This window comes from Mobiluncus mulieris (assembly GCF_014204735.1).
In the GTDB taxonomy this organism is placed as follows: Bacteria; Actinomycetota; Actinomycetes; order Actinomycetales; family Actinomycetaceae; genus Mobiluncus; species Mobiluncus mulieris.
Genome location: NZ_JACHMA010000001.1, coordinates 201,282 through 224,769, shown reverse-complemented (window position 1 = coordinate 224,769; position 23,488 = coordinate 201,282). Strand labels below are relative to the sequence as shown.

Annotated in this window: 21 protein-coding genes; 13 read left to right on the top strand and 8 right to left on the bottom strand. The window is 55.6% G+C overall.

Annotation, left to right across the window (positions count from 1 at the left end):
- Positions 1-10 precede the first annotated feature (10 nt).
- The 7 genes from nrdI (at position 11) to F4555_RS00975 (ending at position 9,700) form a co-directional block, all read left to right on the top strand.
- Complete coding sequence (gene nrdI, locus F4555_RS01005; RefSeq protein WP_004013094.1) at positions 11-520, top strand: class Ib ribonucleoside-diphosphate reductase assembly flavoprotein NrdI; 510 nt, start codon at positions 11-13, stop codon at positions 518-520.
- A 24-nt stretch (positions 521-544) separates the two neighbouring features.
- Positions 545-1,546, top strand: coding sequence for a class 1b ribonucleoside-diphosphate reductase subunit beta (gene nrdF, locus F4555_RS01000; RefSeq protein WP_004017205.1), 1,002 nt, complete (start codon positions 545-547; stop codon positions 1,544-1,546).
- Positions 1,547-2,129: 583 nt separating this feature from the next.
- Positions 2,130-3,533: a sodium-dependent transporter gene (locus F4555_RS00995; protein WP_004013096.1), complete on the top strand. Its 1,404-nt coding sequence runs from the start codon at positions 2,130-2,132 to the stop codon at positions 3,531-3,533.
- Positions 3,534-3,861: 328 nt separating this feature from the next.
- Entirely contained in the window at positions 3,862-5,913 is a 2,052-nt protein-coding gene (locus F4555_RS00990) for a cell wall-binding repeat-containing protein (RefSeq protein ID WP_115325568.1), read from the top strand.
- A gap of 189 nt (positions 5,914-6,102) precedes the next feature.
- Complete coding sequence (locus tag F4555_RS00985) at positions 6,103-6,747, top strand: MptD family putative ECF transporter S component (protein WP_115325569.1); 645 nt, start codon at positions 6,103-6,105, stop codon at positions 6,745-6,747.
- Between the two features lie 42 nt (positions 6,748-6,789).
- Complete coding sequence (locus F4555_RS00980) at positions 6,790-7,689, top strand: energy-coupling factor transporter transmembrane component T (RefSeq protein ID WP_244854434.1); 900 nt, start codon at positions 6,790-6,792, stop codon at positions 7,687-7,689.
- Positions 7,690-7,693: 4 nt separating this feature from the next.
- Positions 7,694-9,700: an ABC transporter ATP-binding protein gene (locus F4555_RS00975; RefSeq protein WP_115325570.1), complete on the top strand. Its 2,007-nt coding sequence runs from the start codon at positions 7,694-7,696 to the stop codon at positions 9,698-9,700.
- A gap of 132 nt (positions 9,701-9,832) precedes the next feature.
- Here F4555_RS00975 and F4555_RS00970 read toward each other — a convergent pair whose 3' ends face one another.
- A complete protein-coding gene (locus F4555_RS00970) occupies positions 9,833-10,582 on the bottom strand; it encodes an O-acetyl-ADP-ribose deacetylase (protein WP_115325571.1) in 750 nt (249 codons plus the stop codon).
- A gap of 261 nt (positions 10,583-10,843) precedes the next feature.
- Here F4555_RS00970 and F4555_RS00965 point away from each other — a divergent pair, with 261 nt between their 5' ends.
- The gene (locus F4555_RS00965; RefSeq protein ID WP_115325572.1) at positions 10,844-11,527 is read left to right on the top strand and encodes an endonuclease III domain-containing protein; all 684 of its coding nucleotides are present in this window, start codon (positions 10,844-10,846) and stop codon (positions 11,525-11,527) included.
- A gap of 140 nt (positions 11,528-11,667) precedes the next feature.
- On the opposite strand, the gene F4555_RS00960 is transcribed toward F4555_RS00965, so the two are convergent.
- Positions 11,668-12,207: a YetF domain-containing protein gene (locus tag F4555_RS00960; protein ID WP_115325573.1), complete on the bottom strand. Its 540-nt coding sequence runs from the start codon at positions 12,205-12,207 to the stop codon at positions 11,668-11,670.
- Positions 12,208-12,352: 145 nt separating this feature from the next.
- On the opposite strand from F4555_RS00960, the gene F4555_RS00955 reads away from it, so the two are divergent.
- Positions 12,353-13,087 carry a sulfite exporter TauE/SafE family protein gene (locus tag F4555_RS00955; RefSeq protein WP_004017217.1) on the top strand — a complete coding sequence of 245 codons (735 nt, stop codon included), beginning with the start codon at positions 12,353-12,355 and terminating at the stop codon, positions 13,085-13,087.
- Between the two features lie 106 nt (positions 13,088-13,193).
- Here F4555_RS00955 and F4555_RS00950 read toward each other — a convergent pair whose 3' ends face one another.
- From F4555_RS00950 to F4555_RS00935, 4 genes are all read right to left on the bottom strand, one after another.
- Positions 13,194-13,628: an ATP-binding cassette domain-containing protein gene (locus F4555_RS00950; protein WP_376698525.1), complete on the bottom strand. Its 435-nt coding sequence runs from the start codon at positions 13,626-13,628 to the stop codon at positions 13,194-13,196.
- A gap of 309 nt (positions 13,629-13,937) precedes the next feature.
- A complete protein-coding gene (locus F4555_RS00945; protein ID WP_004017223.1) occupies positions 13,938-14,288 on the bottom strand; it encodes a cupin domain-containing protein in 351 nt (116 codons plus the stop codon).
- Positions 14,289-14,495: 207 nt separating this feature from the next.
- Complete coding sequence (locus F4555_RS00940) at positions 14,496-15,311, bottom strand: class I SAM-dependent methyltransferase (protein WP_115325575.1); 816 nt, start codon at positions 15,309-15,311, stop codon at positions 14,496-14,498.
- Between the two features lie 90 nt (positions 15,312-15,401).
- On the bottom strand, positions 15,402-15,668 hold the full coding sequence (locus F4555_RS00935) for a hypothetical protein (protein ID WP_184076192.1): 267 nt from the start codon (positions 15,666-15,668) through the stop codon (positions 15,402-15,404).
- A 156-nt stretch (positions 15,669-15,824) separates the two neighbouring features.
- Here F4555_RS00935 and F4555_RS00930 point away from each other — a divergent pair, with 156 nt between their 5' ends.
- Positions 15,825-16,523 carry a TetR/AcrR family transcriptional regulator gene (locus tag F4555_RS00930; protein WP_004018396.1) on the top strand — a complete coding sequence of 233 codons (699 nt, stop codon included), beginning with the start codon at positions 15,825-15,827 and terminating at the stop codon, positions 16,521-16,523.
- 74 nt (positions 16,524-16,597) lie between these two features.
- On the opposite strand, the gene F4555_RS00925 is transcribed toward F4555_RS00930, so the two are convergent.
- Both F4555_RS00925 and F4555_RS00920 read right to left on the bottom strand, forming a co-directional pair.
- A complete protein-coding gene (locus F4555_RS00925) occupies positions 16,598-17,674 on the bottom strand; it encodes a S1 family peptidase (protein ID WP_115325577.1) in 1,077 nt (358 codons plus the stop codon).
- 206 nt (positions 17,675-17,880) lie between these two features.
- Positions 17,881-18,900 carry an L-lactate dehydrogenase gene (locus tag F4555_RS00920; protein ID WP_004013117.1) on the bottom strand — a complete coding sequence of 340 codons (1,020 nt, stop codon included), beginning with the start codon at positions 18,898-18,900 and terminating at the stop codon, positions 17,881-17,883.
- 116 nt (positions 18,901-19,016) lie between these two features.
- On the opposite strand from F4555_RS00920, the gene fumC reads away from it, so the two are divergent.
- The 3 genes from fumC (at position 19,017) to F4555_RS11005 (ending at position 23,410) form a co-directional block, all read left to right on the top strand.
- Positions 19,017-20,417: a class II fumarate hydratase gene (gene fumC / locus F4555_RS00915; RefSeq protein ID WP_039886068.1), complete on the top strand. Its 1,401-nt coding sequence runs from the start codon at positions 19,017-19,019 to the stop codon at positions 20,415-20,417.
- 199 nt (positions 20,418-20,616) lie between these two features.
- Positions 20,617-21,657 carry a hypothetical protein gene (locus F4555_RS00910; protein ID WP_115325578.1) on the top strand — a complete coding sequence of 347 codons (1,041 nt, stop codon included), beginning with the start codon at positions 20,617-20,619 and terminating at the stop codon, positions 21,655-21,657.
- A 4-nt stretch (positions 21,658-21,661) separates the two neighbouring features.
- Complete coding sequence (locus F4555_RS11005; protein ID WP_255312813.1) at positions 21,662-23,410, top strand: cell wall-binding repeat-containing protein; 1,749 nt, start codon at positions 21,662-21,664, stop codon at positions 23,408-23,410.
- Positions 23,411-23,488: the final 78 nt, after the last annotated feature.

Below are 23,488 nucleotides of genomic sequence, written 5' to 3'. Positions count from 1 at the left end.
TTATATAAGTATGCTTAGATATAAAACAAACAGAAGAAACAGTGACCCCGTGGGGAAGGAATCTAAAGCTATGGCCAAAGGCGCACCAATTGAGTACTATGACCTGCCCGAAAGTGAGTGCCCTGACGTAGTGTATTTCTCGTCAGTTTCACAAAACACCCACAGGTTCGTACAAAAGTTGGAGCGCCCCGCCTTGCGTCTCCCGCTGCATCCTCGAGAGGAAGGCATGCCGCGGGTGTGTCGGCCATACATCCTGATTGTTCCCACCTATGGCGGTGGACACCAGGCGGCGGCCGTGCCGAAACAGGTGATTCATTTCCTCAATGACCCCCAGAATCGATCCTTGATTCGGGGCGTGATTGTCTCGGGGAACACTAACTTTGGCGAACACTACTGCATTGCCGGTCCGATTATCGCCCAGAAGTGTAACGTGCCGATTCTCTATCGTTTCGAGCTCTTGGGGACTCCCCGCGACGTCCAGACGGTTCGTGATTTGCTCGACGATTTCTGGCAAAAGTAGCTCGCCGTAGAGAAAGGAACATGTATGTCATACACTGATATCTCAGTTACTCCCCCGCAGTGGCGCCACAACCATTCCGCACGCTTGCGCCCCATCAACTGGAACAACATTACCGACGAAAAAGACCGCGAAATCTGGAACCGCTTGACCAGTAACTTCTGGCTGCCGGAAAAGGTGCCGCTGTCTAATGATTTGCCTTCGTGGAACCAGCTCAGTGACATGGAACGTAGCGTGACAATGCGGGTGTTTACCGGTTTGACCATGTTGGATACGGTACAGGCCACCGTCGGCGAAATTTCCCAGATTCAAGACGGCATTACCGAACATGAACAGGCTATTTACGCCAATATCGCGTTTATGCAAGCGGTGCATGCCCGTTCCTATTCCTCGATTTTTTCTACGCTATCGAACACCCCCGAGATTGACGCGGCCTATACTTGGGCGGTAAACAACGATTTGTTGCAAGAACGCGCAAAGATGGTTTTGCAACATTACTATGGCGAGGATTCCTTGAAACGCAAGGTGGCCTCTACCCTGTTGTCGTCGCTGTTGCTGTATGCGGGTTTCTATTTGCCACTGTATTTCTCGGCACGCGGAATTTTAATGAATACCGCCGATATGATTCGTTTGATTTTGCGGGACAAGGCGGTTCACGGGTATTACTCGGGATACAAATACCAGCGGGGCTTGGATTTGCATCCCGAGCGGGCGGCCGAAATGGAGGACTTTACTTTTCAGTTGCTCGATGACCTCTACGAGCTGGAGTTGAAGTATTCCGGCGAGATTTATGAACCCACGGGTTTGATGGATGATGTGGCGGTATTCGTGCGTTACAACGCGAATAAGGCCATGATGAATCTGGGTTACCCCACGCGTTTTGCCCCGGAGGAAACCGAGGTAAAGGCCGATATTCTGGCGGCTTTGGCTCCCGGCTCGGAGGAAACCCACGATTTCTTTTCGGGTTCAGGTTCGTCCTACGTTATCGGCAGCGCCGAGTCCACCAGCGACGAAGATTGGGATTTCTAAGATTCAGGGTTTTTACTGGCACCGTGCATTGAGATACCAGTCGACGCTGGTTGAATCTTGCCGCTATAACGCGTCTGTATATTCTGTATCTCCGCCCCGGCGGGGTTGCAAAGGCTCATTCCGAACACGATGGAGACAGCCAATCGGGTGAACCAGACTGCACGGATACGCTGGCTCCCACCCGAGGCACGGCCGAAACCCCTGGTGGCGAGGGTTTCTGAAACACCGGGTGGCGAGGGTTTCTGAAACACCGGGTGGCGAGGGTTTCTGAAACACCGGGTGGCGAGGGTTTCTGAAACACCGGGTGGCGAGGGTTTCTGAAACACCGGGTGGCGAGGGTTTCTGAAACACCGGGTGGCGAGGGTTTCTGAAACACCGGGTGGCGAGGGTTTCTGAAACACCGGGTGGCGAGGGTTTCTGAAACACCGGGTGGCGAGGGTTTCTGAAACATCGGGTGGGTTCATGAGTGGCCACTCATGAACCCACCCTTTCTGCCCCCGAAACCCCGAAAACTAACCCCCACAAAAGGCCGCTAGAATGAAACGGCAACATTTAAAACAACAGTGGGGCAAAACACCCTGAAATGGAGGAATATCCCGTGGTTGACGTCAGTGTAGTTCCCGAACAGCGCGCTTCTTGGTCTGGAAAGCTCGCTTTTGTTTTGGCGGCGGCCGGGTCCGCTGTCGGTTTGGGAACTATCTGGCGCTTCCCGTATTTGGCAGCGCACTACGGCGGGGGCACTTTCATTATCGTGTTCCTAGGGCTGATGCTGACCTTGGGGGTGACGTTGCTGGTCTTAGAGGCCGCTTTGGGGCGATACACCCAAAGTTCGGTTATCAAGGCTTTCGCGTCTTTCGGGCGGCGCTGGCGTCCCGCCGGGGTGTTCATCGCGATTATTCCTTTTGTCATTTCGGCTTACTACTGCGTGGTGGGGGGTTGGGTGACCCACTATATGTTTGCCTATGGGGCGGGGCAAAGCGCCCAGCTGGCGGATGGGGGCGCGAGTTTCAGCGCGTTCATCGCGGACTCCCCCCAGTCGGTGGCTTTCATGTTGGTGTTCGCCGCGATTACCTTTATCACTGTGGCGCTTGGGGTGAACGGCGGGGTGGAGCGGGCCAACCTGATTATGATGCCGGCTTTGATTGTGATTTCTTTCCTGATTGCGATTTACACTTTGGCTCAGCCCGGCGCGCTGGCGGGACTCCAGTATTTCTTTGTGCCTGACTGGTCGAAGTTTTCCGCCGAGCTGTTGATTGCCGCCCTGGGACAGACCTTTTTTGGGCTGTCGGTGGCCACTGCGGTGATGGTGACCTACGGGTCGTATATGAAAAAAGACGTGTCGGTTACCTCGTCTTCCTTGCAAACCACGCTGACTACCTTGGGGATTAGCCTGTTGGCGGGGTTGATGATTATTCCCGCGACTTTCGTGGCTTTAGGCTCGGCCGATGCGGTCGCTAAGAATTCCGGGCCGTCGCTGATGTTCCTGGTTCTGCCTCAGGTGTTCGTGAAACTCGGTGTGGCCGGCTCGGTGTTGGGTTTCGTGTTCTTCCTGCTGGTGGTGTTTGCGGCCTTAACATCAATGATTTCTCTGGTGGAATCCGATGTGACAATTCTGCAAGACACCCTGGGGTGGACGCGGCGTAAATCGTTGTTGATTGTGATTATTTTCATTACCTTGGCGGGTTCGGTGGTTACTTTAGGCTACAGTTCCTTGTCTTTTATCCAGCCGCTGGGCAAAGGCACGACTTTGCTGGATTTCTTGGATTTCTTGACTTCCTCGGTAATGATGCCACTGGCGGCCTTGGTGACGTGTCTGTTGGTGGGCTGGGTGTGGCGCCCTGACGTGTTGGTCGACGAGGTACGCGAGTCCTCTCGTTTTCGTCTGCGCCGCGCCTGGGTGGTTATGTTGCAGTACGTTACCCCGGTGTTGATTGTGTTGGTGCTGGTCACCAGTTTGTTGAAAGCTTTCGGTGTGATTTCCTTTTAGGTTTCGGGTTCACGAGGTGCCATCCCGGATTCCGACATATGGACAGTCGGCGGCTGGTTGGAATCCTCTAAATCGCACCAAACTCGGGGTTAGGATAAACGAACTAAATTTTTTTAGTAAGGCATTTTAAACCCACTCTGAACTGGAGTTTTACCTTGATTTCGCCGCGCTATACCCCGTTACTGGCCCCTGGGTTAATGCGCGAAAGGGGTCTCATCAGGTATCTTTCATAACATGTCTGACAACTCCCGTCGGGCATGTATCGCGTCGGGACAACGCAAACTCGGCCGCTTAGCACTTGCAACTACGACCTAAGGAAACACGAACAATGCTCAAACTCAAGACTAAACTGGGGCTTGGAATTGCGACTTTCAGCTTGCTGTCCAGTATCGGGATTACTCCCGCTATTGCTACCACCTCCACTACCGTCCCCGTCGATGCCACCCCGAGTGCGCGCCTGGCGGGCACTAATCGAGTCGACACCGCTTTAAAGGTTGCGACTCATGCCTTCAAAGGGCAAAAACCACGCGTTATGTACCTCGCTAGCTCTGATGACCGGCACCTCGTGGACGCGACCACTGCCGGAAAGCTGGCTGACGGACCGGTGCTTTACGCACCCAACAGCCCCGATGCCGCCGCGAGGCTCGCTGGCGCCATCGCCAGTAATCCCATCTTCAGTGGGGTGGAACAGGTCACCGCTATCGGTGGAACCGCCAGTGTTCATGAGGCGACACTCGACACGGTAGCGAAAGCGGTTAAGGCGAGCCAGACGGGTCGACTGGCGGGTGCCGATCGCTATGCGACCGCCGAGGCTATTGCCACGCATATCTTGGCACAAGCGAAGGCGGGTAATCCCGCTTATAAGAATCTTTTGGACAAGAACGGGCGGTTGCGCGCGGTGTACCTAGCCAATGGCAGTGACGCGCACCTGGTGGATTCCATGGTGGCTGGAACCCTGGGGGACGGCCCGACCTTATTGACCCGCCCGGATGGCACCCTGAGCGAGGTGGCTCGCCAGTTGCTGGCGCAGGCGAAACCCGTGCAGGTAACCGGGTTGGGTGGGGCTCGGGCTTTGCCGGAGGCCACGTTACAGGCGGCTGCTGCGGTTGGGAGCGCGAATGCCTCCCGTTTGGGTGGGGCGAATCGCTTCGCCACCGCCGCCTCGATTGCCAAGCATTACACCCAGATTCACGGCGCTGCCGGCGAAGTGTATGTGGCGGGTGGTGCGGCCACTGCCGATGCGATTATTGCCGGCCAGTTGAAACACGGCCCGATTCTGTTGGTTAAGCCCGGTGGGGAAACCCCGACCGAGACCGCGAGCGTGTTACGGGATTTCGCGAAGAATTCCGGCAAAAACCTCATGGTTTATGGCATCGGTGGCCAGGCGAGCCTTCCCGAAGCACAGCTGCGTCAAGCCGCCCAACCGGACGGCGCGAACGGGAAGGCGAAGGAAAAGCCGAAAGCTGGTGCTTCCGGGTCAAGCGGCGGTTCCGGCAGCTCTGGCAGCTCCGGTAGCTCCGGCGGTGGGTTTGGCGGTAGTTCCAGCAGCTCCGGTAGCTCCGGCGGTTCCAGCAGCTCCGGTAGTTCCAGCAGCTCCGGTAGCTCCGGCGGTTCCAGCAGCTCCGGTAGTTCCAGCAGCTCCGGTAGCTCCGGCGGTTCCAGCAGCTCCGGGGCAAATTCCGGCGCCCACTCCCAGCCCTCGCCACAGATTCAACCCAAGTTCGATAATGGCAAAAACACGCTAAATTCCACAAAAAACGAGACAACCACGGTGAGGTTTGAAGGGGCAGGCAGTGAGGCTGTCAAATGTGACGACCTGAGAAACCTCAGTCAAGGGAGCGCCGACTCTACTTCCCTTACTCTCCCGCAGATTGAGCCAGCAGCGTCCACAGTCACTATCAAAACCACTCCTGCAACCTCTGTGGGACGGTACACTATGTGGTGCTCTGTCGGTGGACAAAGCATTGAAGTCAAATTCATCGTACAGAAACAACATTCTGCACCGAGCACACTGACTGCGTCTGGTTCAACCCCGGTAACTATCAGCCTATCTAGTTCAGCAAGCAGTGGCGGCGATTACCTCGAGCATAAAGTGGCCACGTTTAGCAAGAACGACGGCGGGTGGAACAATCTCAAAAAAGAGCTGGGCAACAAGAATCCAGAAGTAGCAAACTACGAAGTTGAAATCTCGGGCTTAGACAGTTTTGACGCATCCGGTATTACCGGTTCCGTAGACATAGATTCAAGTTCCATTGTCGTAAAGGTGCCAAAAAACACCGGTACCAATAAATCATTTACGGTTCGCCTCCGCGCCAAGGAAAGCGACCGCTATCTGCCCAGTGAATGGACCAAAGCCATAACGGTTACCATCACCAACTAGTCGGAACGGATTACAACGGATTACGCTGGCCTCGGGGTTACCTCCCCGAGGCCAGCGTTCCCGCTCCTCCAAAAATCCCTGTATCTCCACCCCAAGGAGCTAATGCCGCATTTCAACCGAAATCCGGATAAAATCTAAGGGTAAGCTTAACCAAACTAGAAGCTCTCAAAAACACGCAAGGAAGTGACAGTGGTGCCTGTGAACAAGGATTCCCAAAATGTAGTGGACAAAAACATGCCAACTGGCCGAAGCCGGTTTGACTTACAGCCGCGCTACCTGGTTAACGCCGGAGTTTTCACCGTTATCTATATCCTGGCTTGCTGGGCGGTGATGGTGTTTTCCCTGCTCGGCCCGGCCTTCTCACTGCTTGGTATCGTGGTGTCCTTGCTCATAGGCGGGGTAGTAGTCATGCTCTATCTGGTACGCACCCCCACCATCGGAGCCATGACTATTATGGGGCTGATCACCGGGCTCCTGATTGGCCTGGCTCACGCCTGGCCCGCGATACCGATTTGTCTGGTGGCGGGGTTGGTGGCGGATATTATTGCCGCCTCGGGGGATTTCCGTTCCCGCGGGCGCAATATTATCGCCTATGCCGTGTTTTCCCTGTGGTACATCAGCCCTTATGTTAAGATATTCTACGATCCTGAAGCATACTTCGCTCATATGCGCGCCGGGAAGCGTTCCGCGCAGTTCGTGGATCAATTCCAAGCAATTTTCACGCCCACAAATCTGATTTTCATGGAAGTCGGAATTTTCGTGGTCGCCCTGCTAGGGGGCTGGCTCGGCACCCGCATGCTCTCCAAGCATTTCGCCAAGGCTGGCCTGGCATAACGGCTAGCACCTCATGAACCCGACTCCAGGAACCACCCCGCAGTGACCCCACGTTCCCACCCCGACACGCAGCCAGCCGCGCCAGCTGATGCTGCCACCACCCCTAACCCAGTCAACCCCCCAACAGCCTCGCGCTCCGCCCTCGGTTCCGCCAACGCCGGTCGCGAAAACCTGTGTGCTATCACACCTGCGATGCTTACTTTTGGGACAACCACCGACCGGCTACGCCTTGACCCGCGCACGAAGCTGTTGGCGGCGCTAACCATAAACATCCTGGTGCTAGGGCGCGTCGCCCCGGCGGATTTACTGGCGTGTTTCGGATTCACCGCGATTTTGCTGGCGACCACGGTTCGCTGGCGGTTAATACTCGGCTGGGCCAGCGGTTTCGTCTTCCTGCTGGGAGGTGCCTGGCTGGCCACCTATGCCGAAACCAGCGCGAGCGGCGTGTCCGCCGCCAACACCGCCGCCAACTCCGCCTTGGATATCCTCGTATTCGCGGGTCTGTGGATGTCCAGGTTTGTCGTGGCAGGCGGGATTTTTTGGTATCTGATTGCCTCGACATCCTCTGGGCAACTCACAGCCGCCCTGACCCGGATGCAGCTGCCCCGCGCGGTGATTGTGCCGGTGACGGTTATGCTGCGTTATGCGCCAAGCGCCTTGGCGGATTTGCGCGCGATTTTCGACACGATGCGTTTGCGCGGGGTGGCACCCACGTGGGGTCGGGTTTTGGCGCATCCGGGACACACGGTGGAGTTTATTTTGGTGCCGCTGTTGGCTTCTTCTACCCGGATTGCCGACGATTTGACGGCCTCCGGGCTGGTGCGGGGCTTGGGGAAACGCGGGCGGCGCACTTGCGTGTGGCCGATTGGTTTCGGCGGGGCGGACTTGGTGGTCGTGTTGGTTTTGGTGGCCTTAGTGGCCAGTCGTTTCGTGGGGCGGTGAATTCATGAGTTGCCAGCCGGAAAACACCCATTCCCCAAAAACCACACGCGACGCAGAAATTTCGGGGAAAAAACCCGCTGCCAAAATCCCCGTTGACTCGCCAACCCTAAACTCTGCCAACGCGGCCTCCGGTGGCGAGGCAAGGCAGCAACCAGGTGGCGGGACACTAACACCGGAAATCTTGGTACGGGGACTGAACTTTGCTTACGCCACGGCCAGCAACGGCGACGTGTTTGAAACCACAGCTCAACGCCGCGCCCGCCGCGCAGGTAAAGTCCCGGAAACCTCCACGATTCCGGCTTTGGTTGATATTAGCCTGGAATGCCCTCCGGGATCGTTGACCCTGCTGTGCGGGGCTTCGGGTTGCGGGAAATCCACACTTTTACGGGCTTTAAACGGCCTGGTGCCGTTTTTTCACCGCGGGACTTTGCGCGGGGAAGTCACGGTGGGAGGCCTAAGTGTGCCAGACGCTCCCCTGGCGCTGCTGGGTGATACTTCGGCCACGGTGTTTCAAAATCCGCGCACGCAATTTTTTACCGCCGATGTGACCTCGGAACTGGCTTTTCGCGGGGAAAACGCGGGGGAACCACCCGCCCAGATTTGGCAAGACATCCTGGGAGCCTGCAAGCAGCTGGACACCGCGAAATTCCTGGGGCGAGCGCTCGGAGCGCTATCCGGTGGAGAACTGCAAAAAATCGCTTGCACGGCGGCTCTGGCCAGTGGGAAACGGATACTATTCTTCGATGAACCTACTTCTAACTTGTCCCCGGGTTCTATCAGCGAGTTCGCAAAAATCCTAGCAAATCTCAAATCTCAAGGTTACACCATGGTAGTAGCCGAACACCGCTTGTACTTCTTGAACGGACTTGCCGACCGGGTAGTGGTTTTGGATCATGGCAAAATAGCAGCCGACTATGACGGTCAGGAATTTTTCGCTCTGAGCGAACGCGCTCGCCAAAATTTGGGTCTGCGAACTTTAACGGAACCCGGAGCCGACTCATCCTCGGTTCAACTTGTCCCAGATTTCCTACTGCCAGCCCCGGCAATGAAAACCGTCCCCCGCGTCCACGAACCCAAACCATCCGACAACGACACTAGCCCCAAAACCGACACCAACCCCGACACGAACCACGACAACGCCACTAATCCCAACACCAACCCAGCCACCGCGCCAGCCAAACTCACCACCATCCTCCCCGGGTCACGCCTCAAGAATTCGGCTCCGACTGCGTACAAAACACCCCCCGATAATCCAGACATCCAGGAGCCGCTTCCTTCCCCCGATGTTAATGGCCCTTCTTCTCGCGGGCTACGCCTGGAAAACCTGCGATTCTCCTATGGCAACCACCAGATTTTAGACATCCCCGATTTCACCTTTCCCGCCGGGAAAGTAAACGTCCTGGTAGGACAAAACGGGGTAGGTAAAACCACACTCTCACGGGTGATTTGCGGTTTAGCGAAAGCCTCCGGCCAGATCAGCCTGAACGGAAAACCTCTGTCACGCCGGGAACGACAGCGCGTAGCCTACATTGTGATGCAAGATGTCCACCGCCAGCTCTTCGCCGATTCCGTCCTGGCCGAAGTCACTTTAGGCCAAAAACCCTACCGCCCCGGTCACGGGGAGCCTGCCTCTGCGCAAGCCACTCGGATGACACCACCCCCCGAGCGGGTGCAAGAAATCCTCGCCGACCTGGACTTATGGGATTTGCGGGAGCGACACCCCCTGTCACTGTCCGGGGGACAAAAGCAACGCCTGGTGATTGCCAGCGCCCTGGCGTGGCGCAAACAGGTGTATATTTTCGACGAGCCGACCTCCGGGGTCGATTACCGCCACCTGCTTCAGATTGCCGACCAACTGCGCACGTTAGCGGACACGGGGGCAGTAGTAATAGTCGTTACTCACGATTTTGAGCTGCTCGAACACGCGGCCGATACGGTAATCAGGCTGGCGCCTCATGAACCCGACACCAAGAGCGCCGCTGCCCCGCCCGATTTGAAAATAATCACGTGAAGTCGGGTAAAACCTGTGGTGGAATCCCCTTTCAGAATCTCGCCCTAAGCCTCGACTCAATCCGCAAGATTATTCACCAGAGGAACTTTATCAGTGTCGCTGGGTTTCAGTTCCAGATTTTCTGGTAGCCAGCTAGCGGCCGGTTCTGCGGGCGATCTCGTCTTGGAATATTTCCAGGGCTTCGGGGGAAAACAACACGAAAGTCACGCTTTCGACGGGGCTTTCCCCCAGGTTTTCGCTTTCCGCATTTCCACAGATTGCCGCACCCTTGGCTTTTCCTTCACTCGGCGTGGTGTTTGCTGCGATTCTGTGAGATTCCTTTGCCAGCCAAGACGTTTCGTCGAGTTTTTCCGTCCGGCGCTTTTTTGCATAAAGCGTCGCCGTAATTCCAGCCGCGTCCCCGGATTGCCTGGACAGGCTCGCCGCCGCAGTCTTAGCCCGCCACGCGGCTGGCCACTCGTGCACCGCGCTCACCCCGATACGCGCCACCTCCGCCATATCCCAACCGTAGACTCCCCCAGAGATGGCGGGGAAAGCCACCGAATGCGCCCCCACCCGCGCCGCCTCGCGCAACGAGTTCACGAAGGCCGCGCGCAGTAATCCCGGGTCGGTTTGCCCCGCGTGCCGGTTGGGACCCACCGTGTGAATCACCCATTTGGCGGGCAGCTTGAAGCCTTTGGTGGCCACGGCCTGTCCCACCGGCAGCCCGTCGGGATAGCGCGTGGCACGAATCACCCGGCAAGCGGCCAGCAGCTCTGGCCCGGCCGCACGGTGAATCGCTCCGTCCACTCCCCCGCCGCCCAGCAGCGTCGAGTTCGCAGCATTCACAATCGCATCCACGTGAACCCGGGTAATGTCCCCGCCAATCGCGTGCAGTTGCATCGCGTCCCTCCTTAGCTTGTTTTAAGGATATAACCCGCAGCATCTAAATGGCCGGGAGTTTTAGTCGCCCAGACGCGCCTCGAGATTAGCAACAGACCAGAGTGCATTTTTGGTAACACGGTATGCTGTGCGCTAAATAATTCTGAACCAGAGCTCGGTGTCGCGCTAATTTTGCGGGGAAATCGCGGATTCACGAGGCGCTATTTAGATAGAATCGCTTTGCTATGGGTTTTATTTGCTGGCTTGATACCGGGGTGACGAATGACCACAAGTAAAAGCGCCAAATCCCAGACGCCCCTGTCGTTTCGCGAATTATTCGACCTGTTGGCAGCTCAGGTTAAGGCCGGTATCTGGTGGCCGGGCGAAACCCGCTTCGAGATAGCCTTGGGCGCGGTGTTGACCCAAAATACGGCTTGGACGAATGTGGAGCGCGCGCTTGGCAACCTGCGAGATGCCGGGCTGCTCCACCCACAGGGGATTCTGGCGGTTGACGAGGCGCACCTCGGGGAGCTAATCCACCCCTGCGGGTACTGGCGCACCAAAACCACCTATGTGAAAACCTTGACTGCCTGGTTCGCGGTTCATGACTCCCGCGCCCAGGGGCTGCCCACTGATGACCTGCGTGCGGAACTGCTCACCCTGCGCGGCATTGGCGCGGAAACCGCCGACGACCTGCTGTTATACGTGTATAACCGGCCGGTATTTATCTACGACCTCTATGCCCGGCGGCTGTTGGCTGTGGCCGGTTTCGGTGATTTCCAGACTTACGAGCGGGCTCGGGTCGCCTTGGATTCACGAGTTGCTAGCTGCAATTTCAGCGTCACCGAGCTGGCGACTTTTCACGGCCTGATTGTGGATGCCGGCAAGATTGCCCGCAGCCTGGGAGGCTGGAACCAGGCCTGGCCGCTGTTGCGGGCTGGTCAGTTCCCGGCTAGCACCTCATGAACCCGCAAACCGGAGAGCGTGGCAGAAATCCGGGAAAATTTGGGGGTGAGGCTACAGTATATTCACTGTCGACTACATTTATTCGTGAATTTCTGCCAGCCGAACCGCTTTACCCGCTGACGATGATAAAGCCGCAGGAGCTACAGCACCCCTTTGGGGTCGCGGATGTCTTGCGCCAGTTCACCCACCAGCACCGCTCCTTCCTTGATAACCGACAGATGCCCGGAGGGTTCCAACAGAATCACCCCCACCCCAGCTAGCGAAGCCAGGCCTTTTTCCCGCAAACTAGAGCGAATCTGGCCACGCGACAGGTGATAGCGTCGCAGCAATGCCTCGTCAAAGCAATCCCGCGCATAGATAATCACGGCCTGGCGCGGGCGGCGCTTCCAACCCAAAGCGAAACGCATCCCTAGGATTGATTCCAGCACCAAAACCACGGTGATAGCAATCGCCCACCCAAACAGGGTCGGGGAGTTCCCCAACATAGCACGGGCCGAAATCGAGCCCACCACCAAGGTAACCGCCAGCCCGGTCGCCGAATGATTGGCGTAAATCCGGCGACCCCACAACTGGATAATCGCGCTGATTACCAGGTAAATCACGATCGACGCAATCACCACGCCCAAAGCCTGGGCGGGACTCAGCCCGATTTGATACCACAGTTGTTCCCAAAAACTCACGCCTTAATCCTAGCCCCGCCCGGTGATGATTCCAACGCAATCGCAATAAAAACCACTAGCATCAGGTTAAACCGGGGTTTTCCCCTCCCCATCTCCGTTTAAGGCGTGAATCTGTGACTTCAACGAAGAGGATAATATTAGCTAAATGGAAATCGTTTTCGTGATTGCTATGACGCTCTTGGGTGGCTGCGTCCAGGGCGTGGCCGGAATGGGCTTTGGCTTGACCACAGTACCGGTGTTTATCTGGTTTTTCGGCCCGATAGACGGGGTAGTCATGGGTAATATCTTGGGTTTGGTGAACTCCATAACCCTGGGGGTGATGCTGCGCCGGGATATTAACTGGCCGATTGTGGGTTTGTTCGTAGCGGCGCAAACCCCCGCCATTATTATCACGATTTTGCTGCTCAGCGTGCTGCCCTTGAAGTCCTTGGAGATTACGATTGGCCTGCTGATGTTGGTGATGGTGGCGGCGGCGGTGTTTTCTTTCAAGCTGCCGCGTGTTTACGGCAAGAAACCCGTGTTTTTCTTTGCCGCCTTGGCGGGGGCGCTATCTGCGGCCGTGGCTCAGTCGGGTCCGGCGGTCACGGCCTATGCGCAGACCTCGCGTTGGGGTCAAAAACAGTTCTCGGCTTCGATGCAACCGATTTTCGCCGCAATGAACCTGGTGGTGGTGCCCACCAAGTATTTGACTGGTATGGCGGGCGCGTCGGGGGAGCTGTCGTGGAGCATTGTCGGAATCTTGGTTTTGGCGGTATTGGTGGGAAATTTCGTCTCCATCCCCCTGCGCCAAATCGTAAAGTCCACTTGGGCGCGTAATCTGGCGATTTTCTTGGGCGGGGTGGGTGCGGTGCGGGTTTTGTGGCACGCTTTCTCGCTCTAGTTCGCGCCAGCGTTGGCCGCTGGTTTTTCCCGTTCATGAGGTGCCAGTCCGGAATTCAGGCGTACGCTTAACACCCGGATTGGCACCTCATGAACCCGAAAGAACTTTACCGCTGTAGACTAACGGGGATTACGGTGGGAACTTCAGCTCCGGCGAAGCAGGTTCGGACTATCCTCACGTCAACGTCGAAAAGATCTGATAGGTGGGATTCGGTTAATATTTCCGCAGTGGAGCCGCTTAACGTACGATGCTGGGAATCCAGCAGCAGCACCTGATCCGCAATGCGTATCGCGTGTGCCGGGTAATGCGTGTTCATCACCACTATCAGCCCGCTATCGGCCAAGTGGCGCAGCAGCTGTAAGACTACCAGTTGATTGCGAAAATCCAAGCCGGTTTCCGGTTCGTCCAAAACCAAGATTTTCGGTTCCACCACCAGGGCTCTGGCTATCAGAATCATCTGAAATTGCCCGCCAGACATGGTAGAACACAGCATGTCTGCCAAGTGTCCGGCTCCAATTTTTTTTAACGTCTCCCCGGCCATTTCCCGTTCTGCCGATCCTGGTTGGGAAAAGGATCCGAGACGTGCGGCGCGCAAGCAGCCGAAGGGCCAACCACAATCGTATCAAGGCGGCTACATCACGCAGAGGTTTACCCTTCATCTCCGGCAAAGTCATAGTTCGTGGTAGTGATTCCACTTCAAAGGGCATTCCCCGCCCAATGCTGTTCTCCGAGGACGTAATTTCAGAATAGTGACTGCCTTCAATCGCATTAATCACTTTCACACTGGGGTCAATGTCCTCGATGAGGCGGTCATATATTTCCCAAGGCGCTCGCATTTTGGACTGGCACCTCATGAATCCGCCGCGACATCGACCATTACCAGCGACATCTGGCAGGGCTCGTCGGCAACCAGCGCGTGTACCTGGCCGGGTGCGAGGTAAATCATGTCCCCGGCCACCATATGGTGTGGCGTGTCATCCAGGGTGAAGGTCATCTTGCCAGCCAACAGTTGCACGACTACCGCCCGCGGACTGGAATGCGCGGTCAGCATCTCTCCCTTATCGAAAGAGAACACCACCACGCGCAGCGCCGAGTTATTAATCAGCACCCGCGAGGTGGTGGATTCTTTGCCCACCGGGATTTCATTTAGCAAATCCAGGTGCACCGAAGACTCGTTTAATTGTGTTTCTTTAGAGCTCATTTTCTTCCTTTCCTCTTTTCCATAACAGTTTTTCGCATCGGTTTCCGCCGGTTCTCCGGTCGCTGTTTTAGGGTTTTTCATGAGGTGCCAGTCCGGTTCCGTGGCCGATTTCCACTAAAGGAGTTCCGTCTAAAAAGCCACCGCAGACTTTCTTCACGGCTCTACCAGTAGCATCGATATGCGGGCGGCACCCACGTGGCGTATCCCCTAGGCCTCAGGTTTGACCGCAATCGCACCGATGGCAGCCAGGTTCTCGCGATGTTTACTAAACGTCGCGCGCATGTTCAAAATCCTTTTGCGAGCGGCCGGGTTGCGTGCCACATTGAACACAAAACGCAGGAACCCGAAAAATCCCTCATCATTGATTAGCCGCCGGGGCTCCAACAAAGCCATCGGACGAGTGGTGGTCATCTCGACGCGGAAGCCGGCTTCTTCCAGCAAGGTCTTCCAGTCGGATACCGTCATGGGGCGCGCGCCTACCTTGATGGCCAGGGACAGGGCTTTGCCGACTTCGTCTTGCACGCTTTCGGGACAATCGTCGGGAATAAAGGCCAACTCGTGAATGGCGTAGCGTCCCCCGGAGCGCAACAGGCGAAAGGCTTCGCGGGCGATAGCGAGTTTTTCTTTCCGTGACTGCATGGTCAACATGGCCTCGCCAATCACCACCGAGGCACAGCCATCATCGAGCCCGGTTTGCATAGCGTTAGCCGCGACTTTCCGCGCCTGCGGGTAGCGCTCGAGGACTTGGAGCAGGCTCGCTTCAACCTGGTCATTGGGGTCGACCCCGATGTAACTGGTGGGGTGGGCGCGCAGCATGAGTTCGGCGGTTTTCCCGACACCTGGCCCGAATTCCACTAGGTCGTCTTTCGCGCCGATAGACAGCTGCTTTACCAGGGTTTCGGTTAGCTCCCATCCCCCGGGGCGCAGCACTTTTTTGCCCATCTTGGCCAACAGCCAGTGTCCTTGCATCCGTTGTTCTTCGGGTCCTTTACGTTGCCCGTGTGCCGGTACAGATTCTCCCATACGACTCCTTACTATCTACAGGGTAAATCGAAAAGGCTAACCTAAGTAAGATAAACCTTAGCCATCCCGTTAGACTAGCATATAAAATCCTTAAAAACAAGGGTCATTAGCCATACTGAAGCGGTCTGGGTTTTCTTCACTCAGCACAATCCCCACCGCCAACACCGCGACGCAAAGCACCACCGGCCGCATTACATCAAAAACCGCCAGGCTCCCACCCCGCAAAGCCCCCAAGATAGACGCAAAGCCTTGGCTAAATCCCAGCCGCCCACAACCTTTGACCCGGGCGGCTTCGCGGTAAGTGTGGGTAGTAATGCAGGTTCTGTGCGGCCGGAAAAATAGCCGCAATCGCGCCACCGTAACAAGGCTCCCGGGAGGCCAGTTTTTCCCGGTTTGGTTTTGCCTCCCGCAGCATTTTCCCCCACATTCCACCCTTTGCTATAAAACATAGGTCACCCTAAGCTCAGGCTAGAACACCATTCTAGTACTGTCAATGGGCGCTAAAATATAGCTATGGATGTTACCCACCCCAACACCGGCCGCCGCGCCGGTTTGAGCCAAGCCAAAATCACCCAAGCCGCAAAGACCCTGACCCGCGAACACGGCTTGGAAAACTGGTCGATTCGCGACTTGGCGCAGCACCTAGAGGTCGCGCCTTCGGTGATTTATCACTATTTCGCCAGCCGGGATGCCATTGTCAACGCCATCATCGGGCAACTGGTCGGCGCGGTGCCCCTGCCCGATGAAAACTTGGAGTGGAAAGCCTGGTTTATGGCGCTGGCGCAAAACCTCCGCCCGGTGTTGCTGGAACATCCAGGAGTGACCGAAAGAATGATGTACGGCAATCTGAGTGCCGAAATGCTGCCGATACTCGAAGAATCTTTCCGAAAATTACACGAAGCAGGTTTCCGCCACTACGCCCCCCAGGCCTACACCATGATTCTCAACACGATTCTGTGGATTATCACGGCGCGTAATCTGCGCAGCCCCACGCGGGGTAAACAGCGCCATGACCTGAACCAGATGGTAGCACAAATGCAAGTTTTGGCCGCCAAATCGCCGACACTGGCGGAAATGGTGCAAAACTATTTCGTCCCCCTGGCCGACCCGCAAAACGAAGATCAAATGAGCCAAGAATACTTCGACCTCATGATGGAGAGCATGTTGGCGGGCTTGGAAATCACGGTCTTGCCCCGGGAAACCGATGCCTAATATTTTAGCGTCCTCAGCGTTACTAAATCGTGTACGAACATGAGCGATTTAGGATATCTGAGATATGCAAATAACTATACAGTTTTCACCTTAACATTAAGATAATTTTCGGCTGCTCTTACGGGAGTAAAAGCATCGCGTGCTGAATTATCATAAAGTAAGGCTCTTGAATGTATGCCATAGGCATAAGTGCTTGAAAACCAGGGGCCTCCACTGTCTCCCCGACGAGCCAGTCTCGAATTCATAACTGTCAATCCACAAACTCGAGGTTTCTCTGTGTAATCGCAATACCCGTTAGCAACTACTCTCTGCCCACATTCCTGCCCTGTTGTCATTCCGTTACGACACAGGGCTTGTCCTACAGCAGGATTCCTTGTTGCGGTTACATTCACTAAATGACCTGGCTTACTATAATATTGTGGTGCCGTGTAGGCGGTAGTGGAGTACACGGCGAAATCCCCGCGTTCTCCCACATAATTACCTTCATAAGTAAGCGGAATTGATTGGTAAGATTGAGACGTGTTGCAGTGTCCCGCCGTAAGAAGGGCATTGCCAAAATTGAAATATTCTGATTCAACTGAAAACGCAGAAGTGCATTTGTTCATAAAACCTCCCCCATAGAGAGCGTCGAGAGTAGATTTTGATTTGATAGCGTATTTAATATTTAGTTTCAGCTTGCCGTAATGTTTGTTAGCGATTTCTGCAATACTATTACTCATTCGTTCCTGTGCCTGGCTAGAGTCTAATTCAATCTCGACAGTGCGTTTCTTAAAATCAACAAATGACCCGAATTTTAAATCAGGGTTCTCTTGATGAATCTTATCGGCGATTTCGTGGTGAATATCTTGCGCCTCAAGGTTCGATATTCCAGTATCACCCACTAGCTCTAGATAGGGAAGTCGCGCAGCTTTTTTGGCAATTTCACGGGGAATCTCGGCTTTAAAATAGACCGCACCTTTAACCTTGTCCGTGTCGATGGTGCTAGTGGTGAAGTCCTGGGGATATTGCTCCTCGGCAAGGGTAGCTATACCGGCAATCTCATCTTGCCAATTTTCAGGAACCTCACTACCTGTCGTCTCGGCACGTGCCATAAAACTCGCTCCCAGCGAAAAAATTGCCACCGCTACCATGGGGAACAGTTTCTTCGTCATCTCGCATTCCCCCTGTAGAATAGAGTATTTTAATCCAAATTTACACTATATCTTGCGGTGTGTAAATAGCTCGCTCCACTTTTTTCAAGATAGACCGGAATAGGGTCATGAGGTGCCACCCGAGATGGCACCTCATGAACAATAACGAACTATTAGAAACAGGAAAACGCGACCGGGACGAAAAGCCCAAAGCCGCAAACCCGCGACTAAAACCCGAGGTCACGGGCGACCTGGCGCAGGCGCTCGGCCGAAGCAGTCATCCCGTCGCGTTCCTTCAAAGTCAGCGGGGGGCACAGCACCTTACCCGCCCCCGTACGCGAGGTAACCGTCGGCACCGCCAGACACACATCGCTAATCCCGTGCCAATCCTCCAGCAGGGTCGAAATCGACTGGACGCGATGCTGGTCGCGCATAATCGCGCGCAGAATCGAGGTCACCGCCAAGCCGATAGCGTAGTTCGTGGAACCTTTACCCTCAATAATCGTGTAAGCCGAACGCACCACCTTGTGGGCGATTTCATCCATAAGCTCGCTGTCGAAATGCCCCCCGTCAACAGTCTTGTCCCACTGCGTCAAGGGCACGTTACCAATGGTGGCCGACGACCACAAGGGAATCTCGGAATCCCCGTGCTCCCCGGCGATATAAGCATGAATGGACTGCGGGGCAACCCCGGTAGCCTGGCTGACCAGCAAGCGCAACCGGGAGGTGTCCAGAACCGTGCCGGAACCGAACATTTGGGAACGCCCCAACCCAGAAATCTTCAAAGAACAATACGTCACCACGTCCACCGGGTTCGTCACCATAATATAAATCGCGTCCGGGGCGACCTTGAGCAGGCTCGGCACCAGGTTTTTCATTAAATTCACAGTGGATTCCGCCAATTCCAGGCGAGTTTGCCCGGGCTTCTGAGCCGCACCGGCGGTAACCACCACTACATCGGCGTTACGACAGATTTCAATATCATCCGAACCACTAACGGCCTTAGTGGGGGTGAACTGGATGCCCTGGGCGATATCCAAGGCCTCGGCCTCTACCCGCTCCTTGTTGATGTCGTAAAGCACGATATCGGCGGCAATTCCTTCGACGGTAGCGGCATAAGCCAAGGTGGAACCCACCGCTCCGGCACCAATCACGGCAAGTTTCGTGGTCGGGGCGGCCCAGGCGGGATACGAACTGTTAACATTTACGGCACTCAACTTTATCTCCCTTTTAATCGTCTCGAGCATGTTGACGGCTTAATTTTAGGCAGGTCAACCGGCACTTGGCAATGATTTTCCGAAAAAATCCCGGCTGCGGCACCGTTGCGCCGCATCCCGGGTTCAAAAAAGCTAAATTGGAAGCTATGAGTAAACGCATTGAAAAGGACTCGATGGGTACCATCGAGGTTCCATCCGAACACTACTGGGGGGCGCAAACGGAGCGCTCCGTGCATAATTTCCCGATTGGACGCGATACCTTCGTGTGGAATCGCCCCATGATTCACGCCCTGGGCGTGCTAAAGAAATCCGCAGCTTTGGCTAACAAGGAACTGGGTGAACTGCCCGGCGACGTGGCCGACCTGATTACCGCCGCCGCTGACGAAGTAATCGCCGGAAAACGCGATGCCGAATTCCCGCTGGTGGTTTTCCAAACCGGTTCCGGCACCCAGTCAAATATGAATGCCAACGAGGTCATCGCCAATCTAGCCATCGAAAAGGCCGGCGGCGAGCTCGGGTCTAAAACCCCGGTTCATCCCAATGACCATGTCAACCGTGGCCAGTCCTCTAACGACACCTTCCCCACCGCCATGCACATCGCGGTGGTCAGCGAACTGAACCAGATTCTGTTCCCGGCGGTCGAGGAACTGCGCGACGTCCTGAAGGAAAAGTCGGCGGCCTTTATGGACGTGGTGAAAGTCGGGCGCACCCACCTGCAAGACGCCACCCCGATTACCGTGGGTCAGGAAATGTCCGGTTGGGCCGCGCAACTCGACTTCGCCCTGGAGGGTATCCATTTCGCCGACCAGCAGGCTCGTGGCCTGGCTATCGGTGGTACTGCGGTGGGCACCGGTTTGAACGCCCACCCCGAATTCGGCAAACTGTGTGCTAAGAAGATTTCGGAAGAAACCGGCTTGGAGTTCAAGCAGGCCGACAACTTGTTTGCCTCGCTGTCCGCCCACGATGCCCTGGTGCAAGTTTCCGGGTCGTTGCGGGTGTTGGCCGACGCCTTGATGAAGATTGCCAACGACGTGCGCTGGGAGGCTTCCGGGCCGCGCAACGGCATCGGCGAACTCTTGATTCCCGAAAACGAGCCAGGGTCGTCCATCATGCCAGGCAAGGTCAACCCCACCCAGTGCGAGGCCATGACCATGGTGTGTGTCAAGGTCTTTGGCAACGACGCAACTGTCGGCTTCGCCGGTTCCCAGGGCAACTTCCAGTTGAACGTGTTCAAACCAGTGATGGCCTGGTGCGTTTTGGAATCCATCCGGCTGCTTTCTGACACCTGCCGAGCCTTCACCGAGCATTGCGCTCGCGGCTTGGAGCCGAATTACCAAAAGATTGAGGCCAATTTGAACTCGAATCTGATGCAGGTCACTGCCTTGAACCGCCACATCGGCTATGACAAGGCCGCCAAGATTGCCAAGAACGCGCATCACCAGGGCATTTCCCTGCGCGAATCTGCCTTGGAATCCGGTTTCCTGACTGCCGAAGAATTCGACAAGTGGGTCGTGCCCCTCGACATGACGCACCCGTCGGCCGGCTAGTCGCAACGGGATGAGGTAACCCGAAGCACTGCTTGATTTGACAGGTAAACGCCGCGGGTAGTGGCTCATTTCCACTCGGTGCCGCAGTTCTATAGAGCTGCGGCACCGAAATTTTTTTAAAACCCACCTTGCCATATTTGATTTCACAATGTATGCTTTTATCAACTTTGATAGCTTTTAGTGTTTTTAGGAGTTTTTGATGGCAAAAAAATCGATTTTACTCATCTTAGTTACGGTGGGGGCTGTTTTCCTGGCTGTTCCTGGCTTTACAGCGACGCCTCCCCACAAGACCGCTACCGCCACGCCGCCCAACGCGCGCAGTTTCACCGCCAGAGCGCTATCCTCCCCTGTGGAGCAGTCTTTCCCCCCAGATACGCCGCCGCCCACCCCTTCGCCTTCTCCCGGGACAACCGAAGCAAAACAACCAGCTAATCCCGACAAAAAAGACAGCCTCCCCACTAGAGAGCAAACAAAACCCAGCGTCAATAAAGACGCGCAGCGGGTTTACCGCGAGGCCAAAATGCGCTACTACGGGTGGCACACTCTTTCTGAGACAGTGAGCATCAATCAATTCAAATCCTCGCCAGCAGCTTGGGGGCATCCCAATCCGGAGGCACTGGCGCTAACCTTCCCCCGTGTTCTTGACGAGGAAACTGAAGTCAGCGACGATACTACAGCTCTGTTCGTTTCCGACTGGCGTAAAGAACCTGTGGTAAGAGCCGGTTTACGATTCTGCTTTACCCCTACATGCCACGGGAAGACTGCTACCAGCTTTGTGGGCACGTACTGGTTGGCTCAAAACGCTCGGAGCAGTGCAGAAAATGTAGCCAATCAACCTGCCTTTGATGCCGCTATTGATGAGGTAGTCACCCCGGGAGCCACGGCTACCACGCCACTGGGGTATGACCTTCGTTTCGCTTTAGAAAACGGCATTGGCACTCTCTTAGCTAATCCAGTTACGGGGCAAAATCTCTACGCGGATTCAAGCCTTGCAGAACTAGCGAATCGTCTGGAAATTCAGGTCAATTTCCCTATCCCTGCCGACGTGCAGCAACTGAAAGCAGAACGGGATAAGTTCAAAGCTGCCTACGCGGTTTTCGCGCTCACCCAGGATGTGAAACGCGCTGCCCTGCTGCAGGCTAGCGAGAAGGATCGAGTGGCTTTGGAAGCCGCCGCCTCCGTTTTGAAAAAAACCGACCCTAACTTCGCCACCTTAAAGACGCGTAGCCGACTATCCTAGGGGTATGCTGAAAAAATTCCTGGTCTCTTTCGCTGCTGTTGCCCTGTTGTTCACAGGTTTCACATCCGCCACCCCTTCCGGCGCGGCTGCGGAGAAACGCATTGCCGGTGCTAATCGCTATGACACTTCTTTAGCAATCGCGCAAACGTTTTTCCCAAACGCACAATCAGTTTTCGTGGCTACGGGGAAGAACTTCCCCGATGCCCTGGCTGCTGGCCCCGTAGCCGCCACTAAACATGCCCCCATATTGCTGGTGGGAGATTCGCTGAACACCGCCCAGATTGGCTATCTGAAAACGCTCGCTTCCCCGCAGATTACGGTATTGGGCGGTTTCGGGGCAGTGAGTGAAAGCCTGGAAACGCAATTAGCTCAATACGGGAAGGTGACACGAATTAGTGGCGCTTCCCGCTATGAAACTGCCGCACAGTTAGCCAGCCAGTTTGGCCAACATCAGCAACAACGCCTCTACTTGGCTACCGGTACTAACTTCGCTGATGCCCTAGCCGGGGGTGCGCTGGCAGCGCGCGAAAATGCGCCTTTGATGCTGATTGGTTCCGGAACCGAAAACTTAGCCCGAAATGTGGCATCCCTTCTGGGCGTGACGCAAACCATAGTCTTGGGTGGCAACGGAGCGGTGCCCGATGCCCTGCTGACAGGTTTCCCGAATGTAAAACGTATCTACGGAGAAAACCGTTTTGAAACCGCATCCCAGGTATTTACAGCAAACCCTGCTCAGCAGGCCTTCCTCGCCTCGGGAATGAACTTCCCCGATGCGCTCTCCATTGTGCCCGCTGCTGGGGTGCTCCAGATGCCGCTGCTATTGGCAAAGCCCAGTTGTTCCCCGGTTACCCCCACCGTTCCGGTCACTTTCGTGGGTGGAACCGGTGTTTTGTCCAACGAATCCACTGCCGCTTGTCCACAGCCGCAGGCCAACCCATTGATTGCAGTGTTGCTCAACTTACCGGTGAAAGGACGCGCCCCTAAGACCGGCTACGATCGACAAGTGGTTTTTGGCCCGTCGTGGAAAGATATTGACCGTAACGGCTGTGATACTCGCAATGATATTTTGGCTCGCGATTTAACCAATATAACCTTCCGTGAGGGCACCAATAACTGTGTGGTCACTGCGGGACTGTTGGCCGATGTGTATTCCGGCACCAGCATTCAGTTTGCCAAAGCACAGGCTTCCCAAGTGCAGATTGACCACGTGGTGGCGCTGATGGATGCTTGGCAGAAAGGTGCCCAACAGCTAACACAAGAACAACGCGAACAGCTCGCCAATGACCCGATTAATCTGCTAGCGGTCAGCGGCAAACTGAATCAACAAAAAGGCGCGGGTGATGCGGCCACCTGGCTGCCGCCCAACCAGGCGTACCGCTGCACCTATGTTTCGCGCCAAGTAATAGTGAAGCAAAAATATCACCTGTGGGTTACCCCTGCTGAACGTGAAGCCATCTTGAATATTTTGCAAAATTGTGATGCTTCCACCGCGCCAAATGATCGCCCGATTGCCAATAATCGTCCCCGTCAGGCTCCCAGCAAATCTCCGCAGCCGTCCCCCACAACAGCTCCGAGTGCCCCGAACGCCCCGACAGGTGGAGTTTGCCCGGCGCACGCCCCCATTAAAGGAAATGCCAACTCGATGATTTACCATATGCCGGGGCAAAGATTCTACAACAGAACCATCCCAGAGGCTTGTTTTGCCACTGAATCCGATGCCCGAGCCGCTGGCTACCGCAAGGCCAAGCGTTAGTTCAATACAGACGTGTCATTGCGCCGAGAATCACGGTAGCGTCTGTTACCAGGTGCCGAGGCGTAGGCATCTGACTGG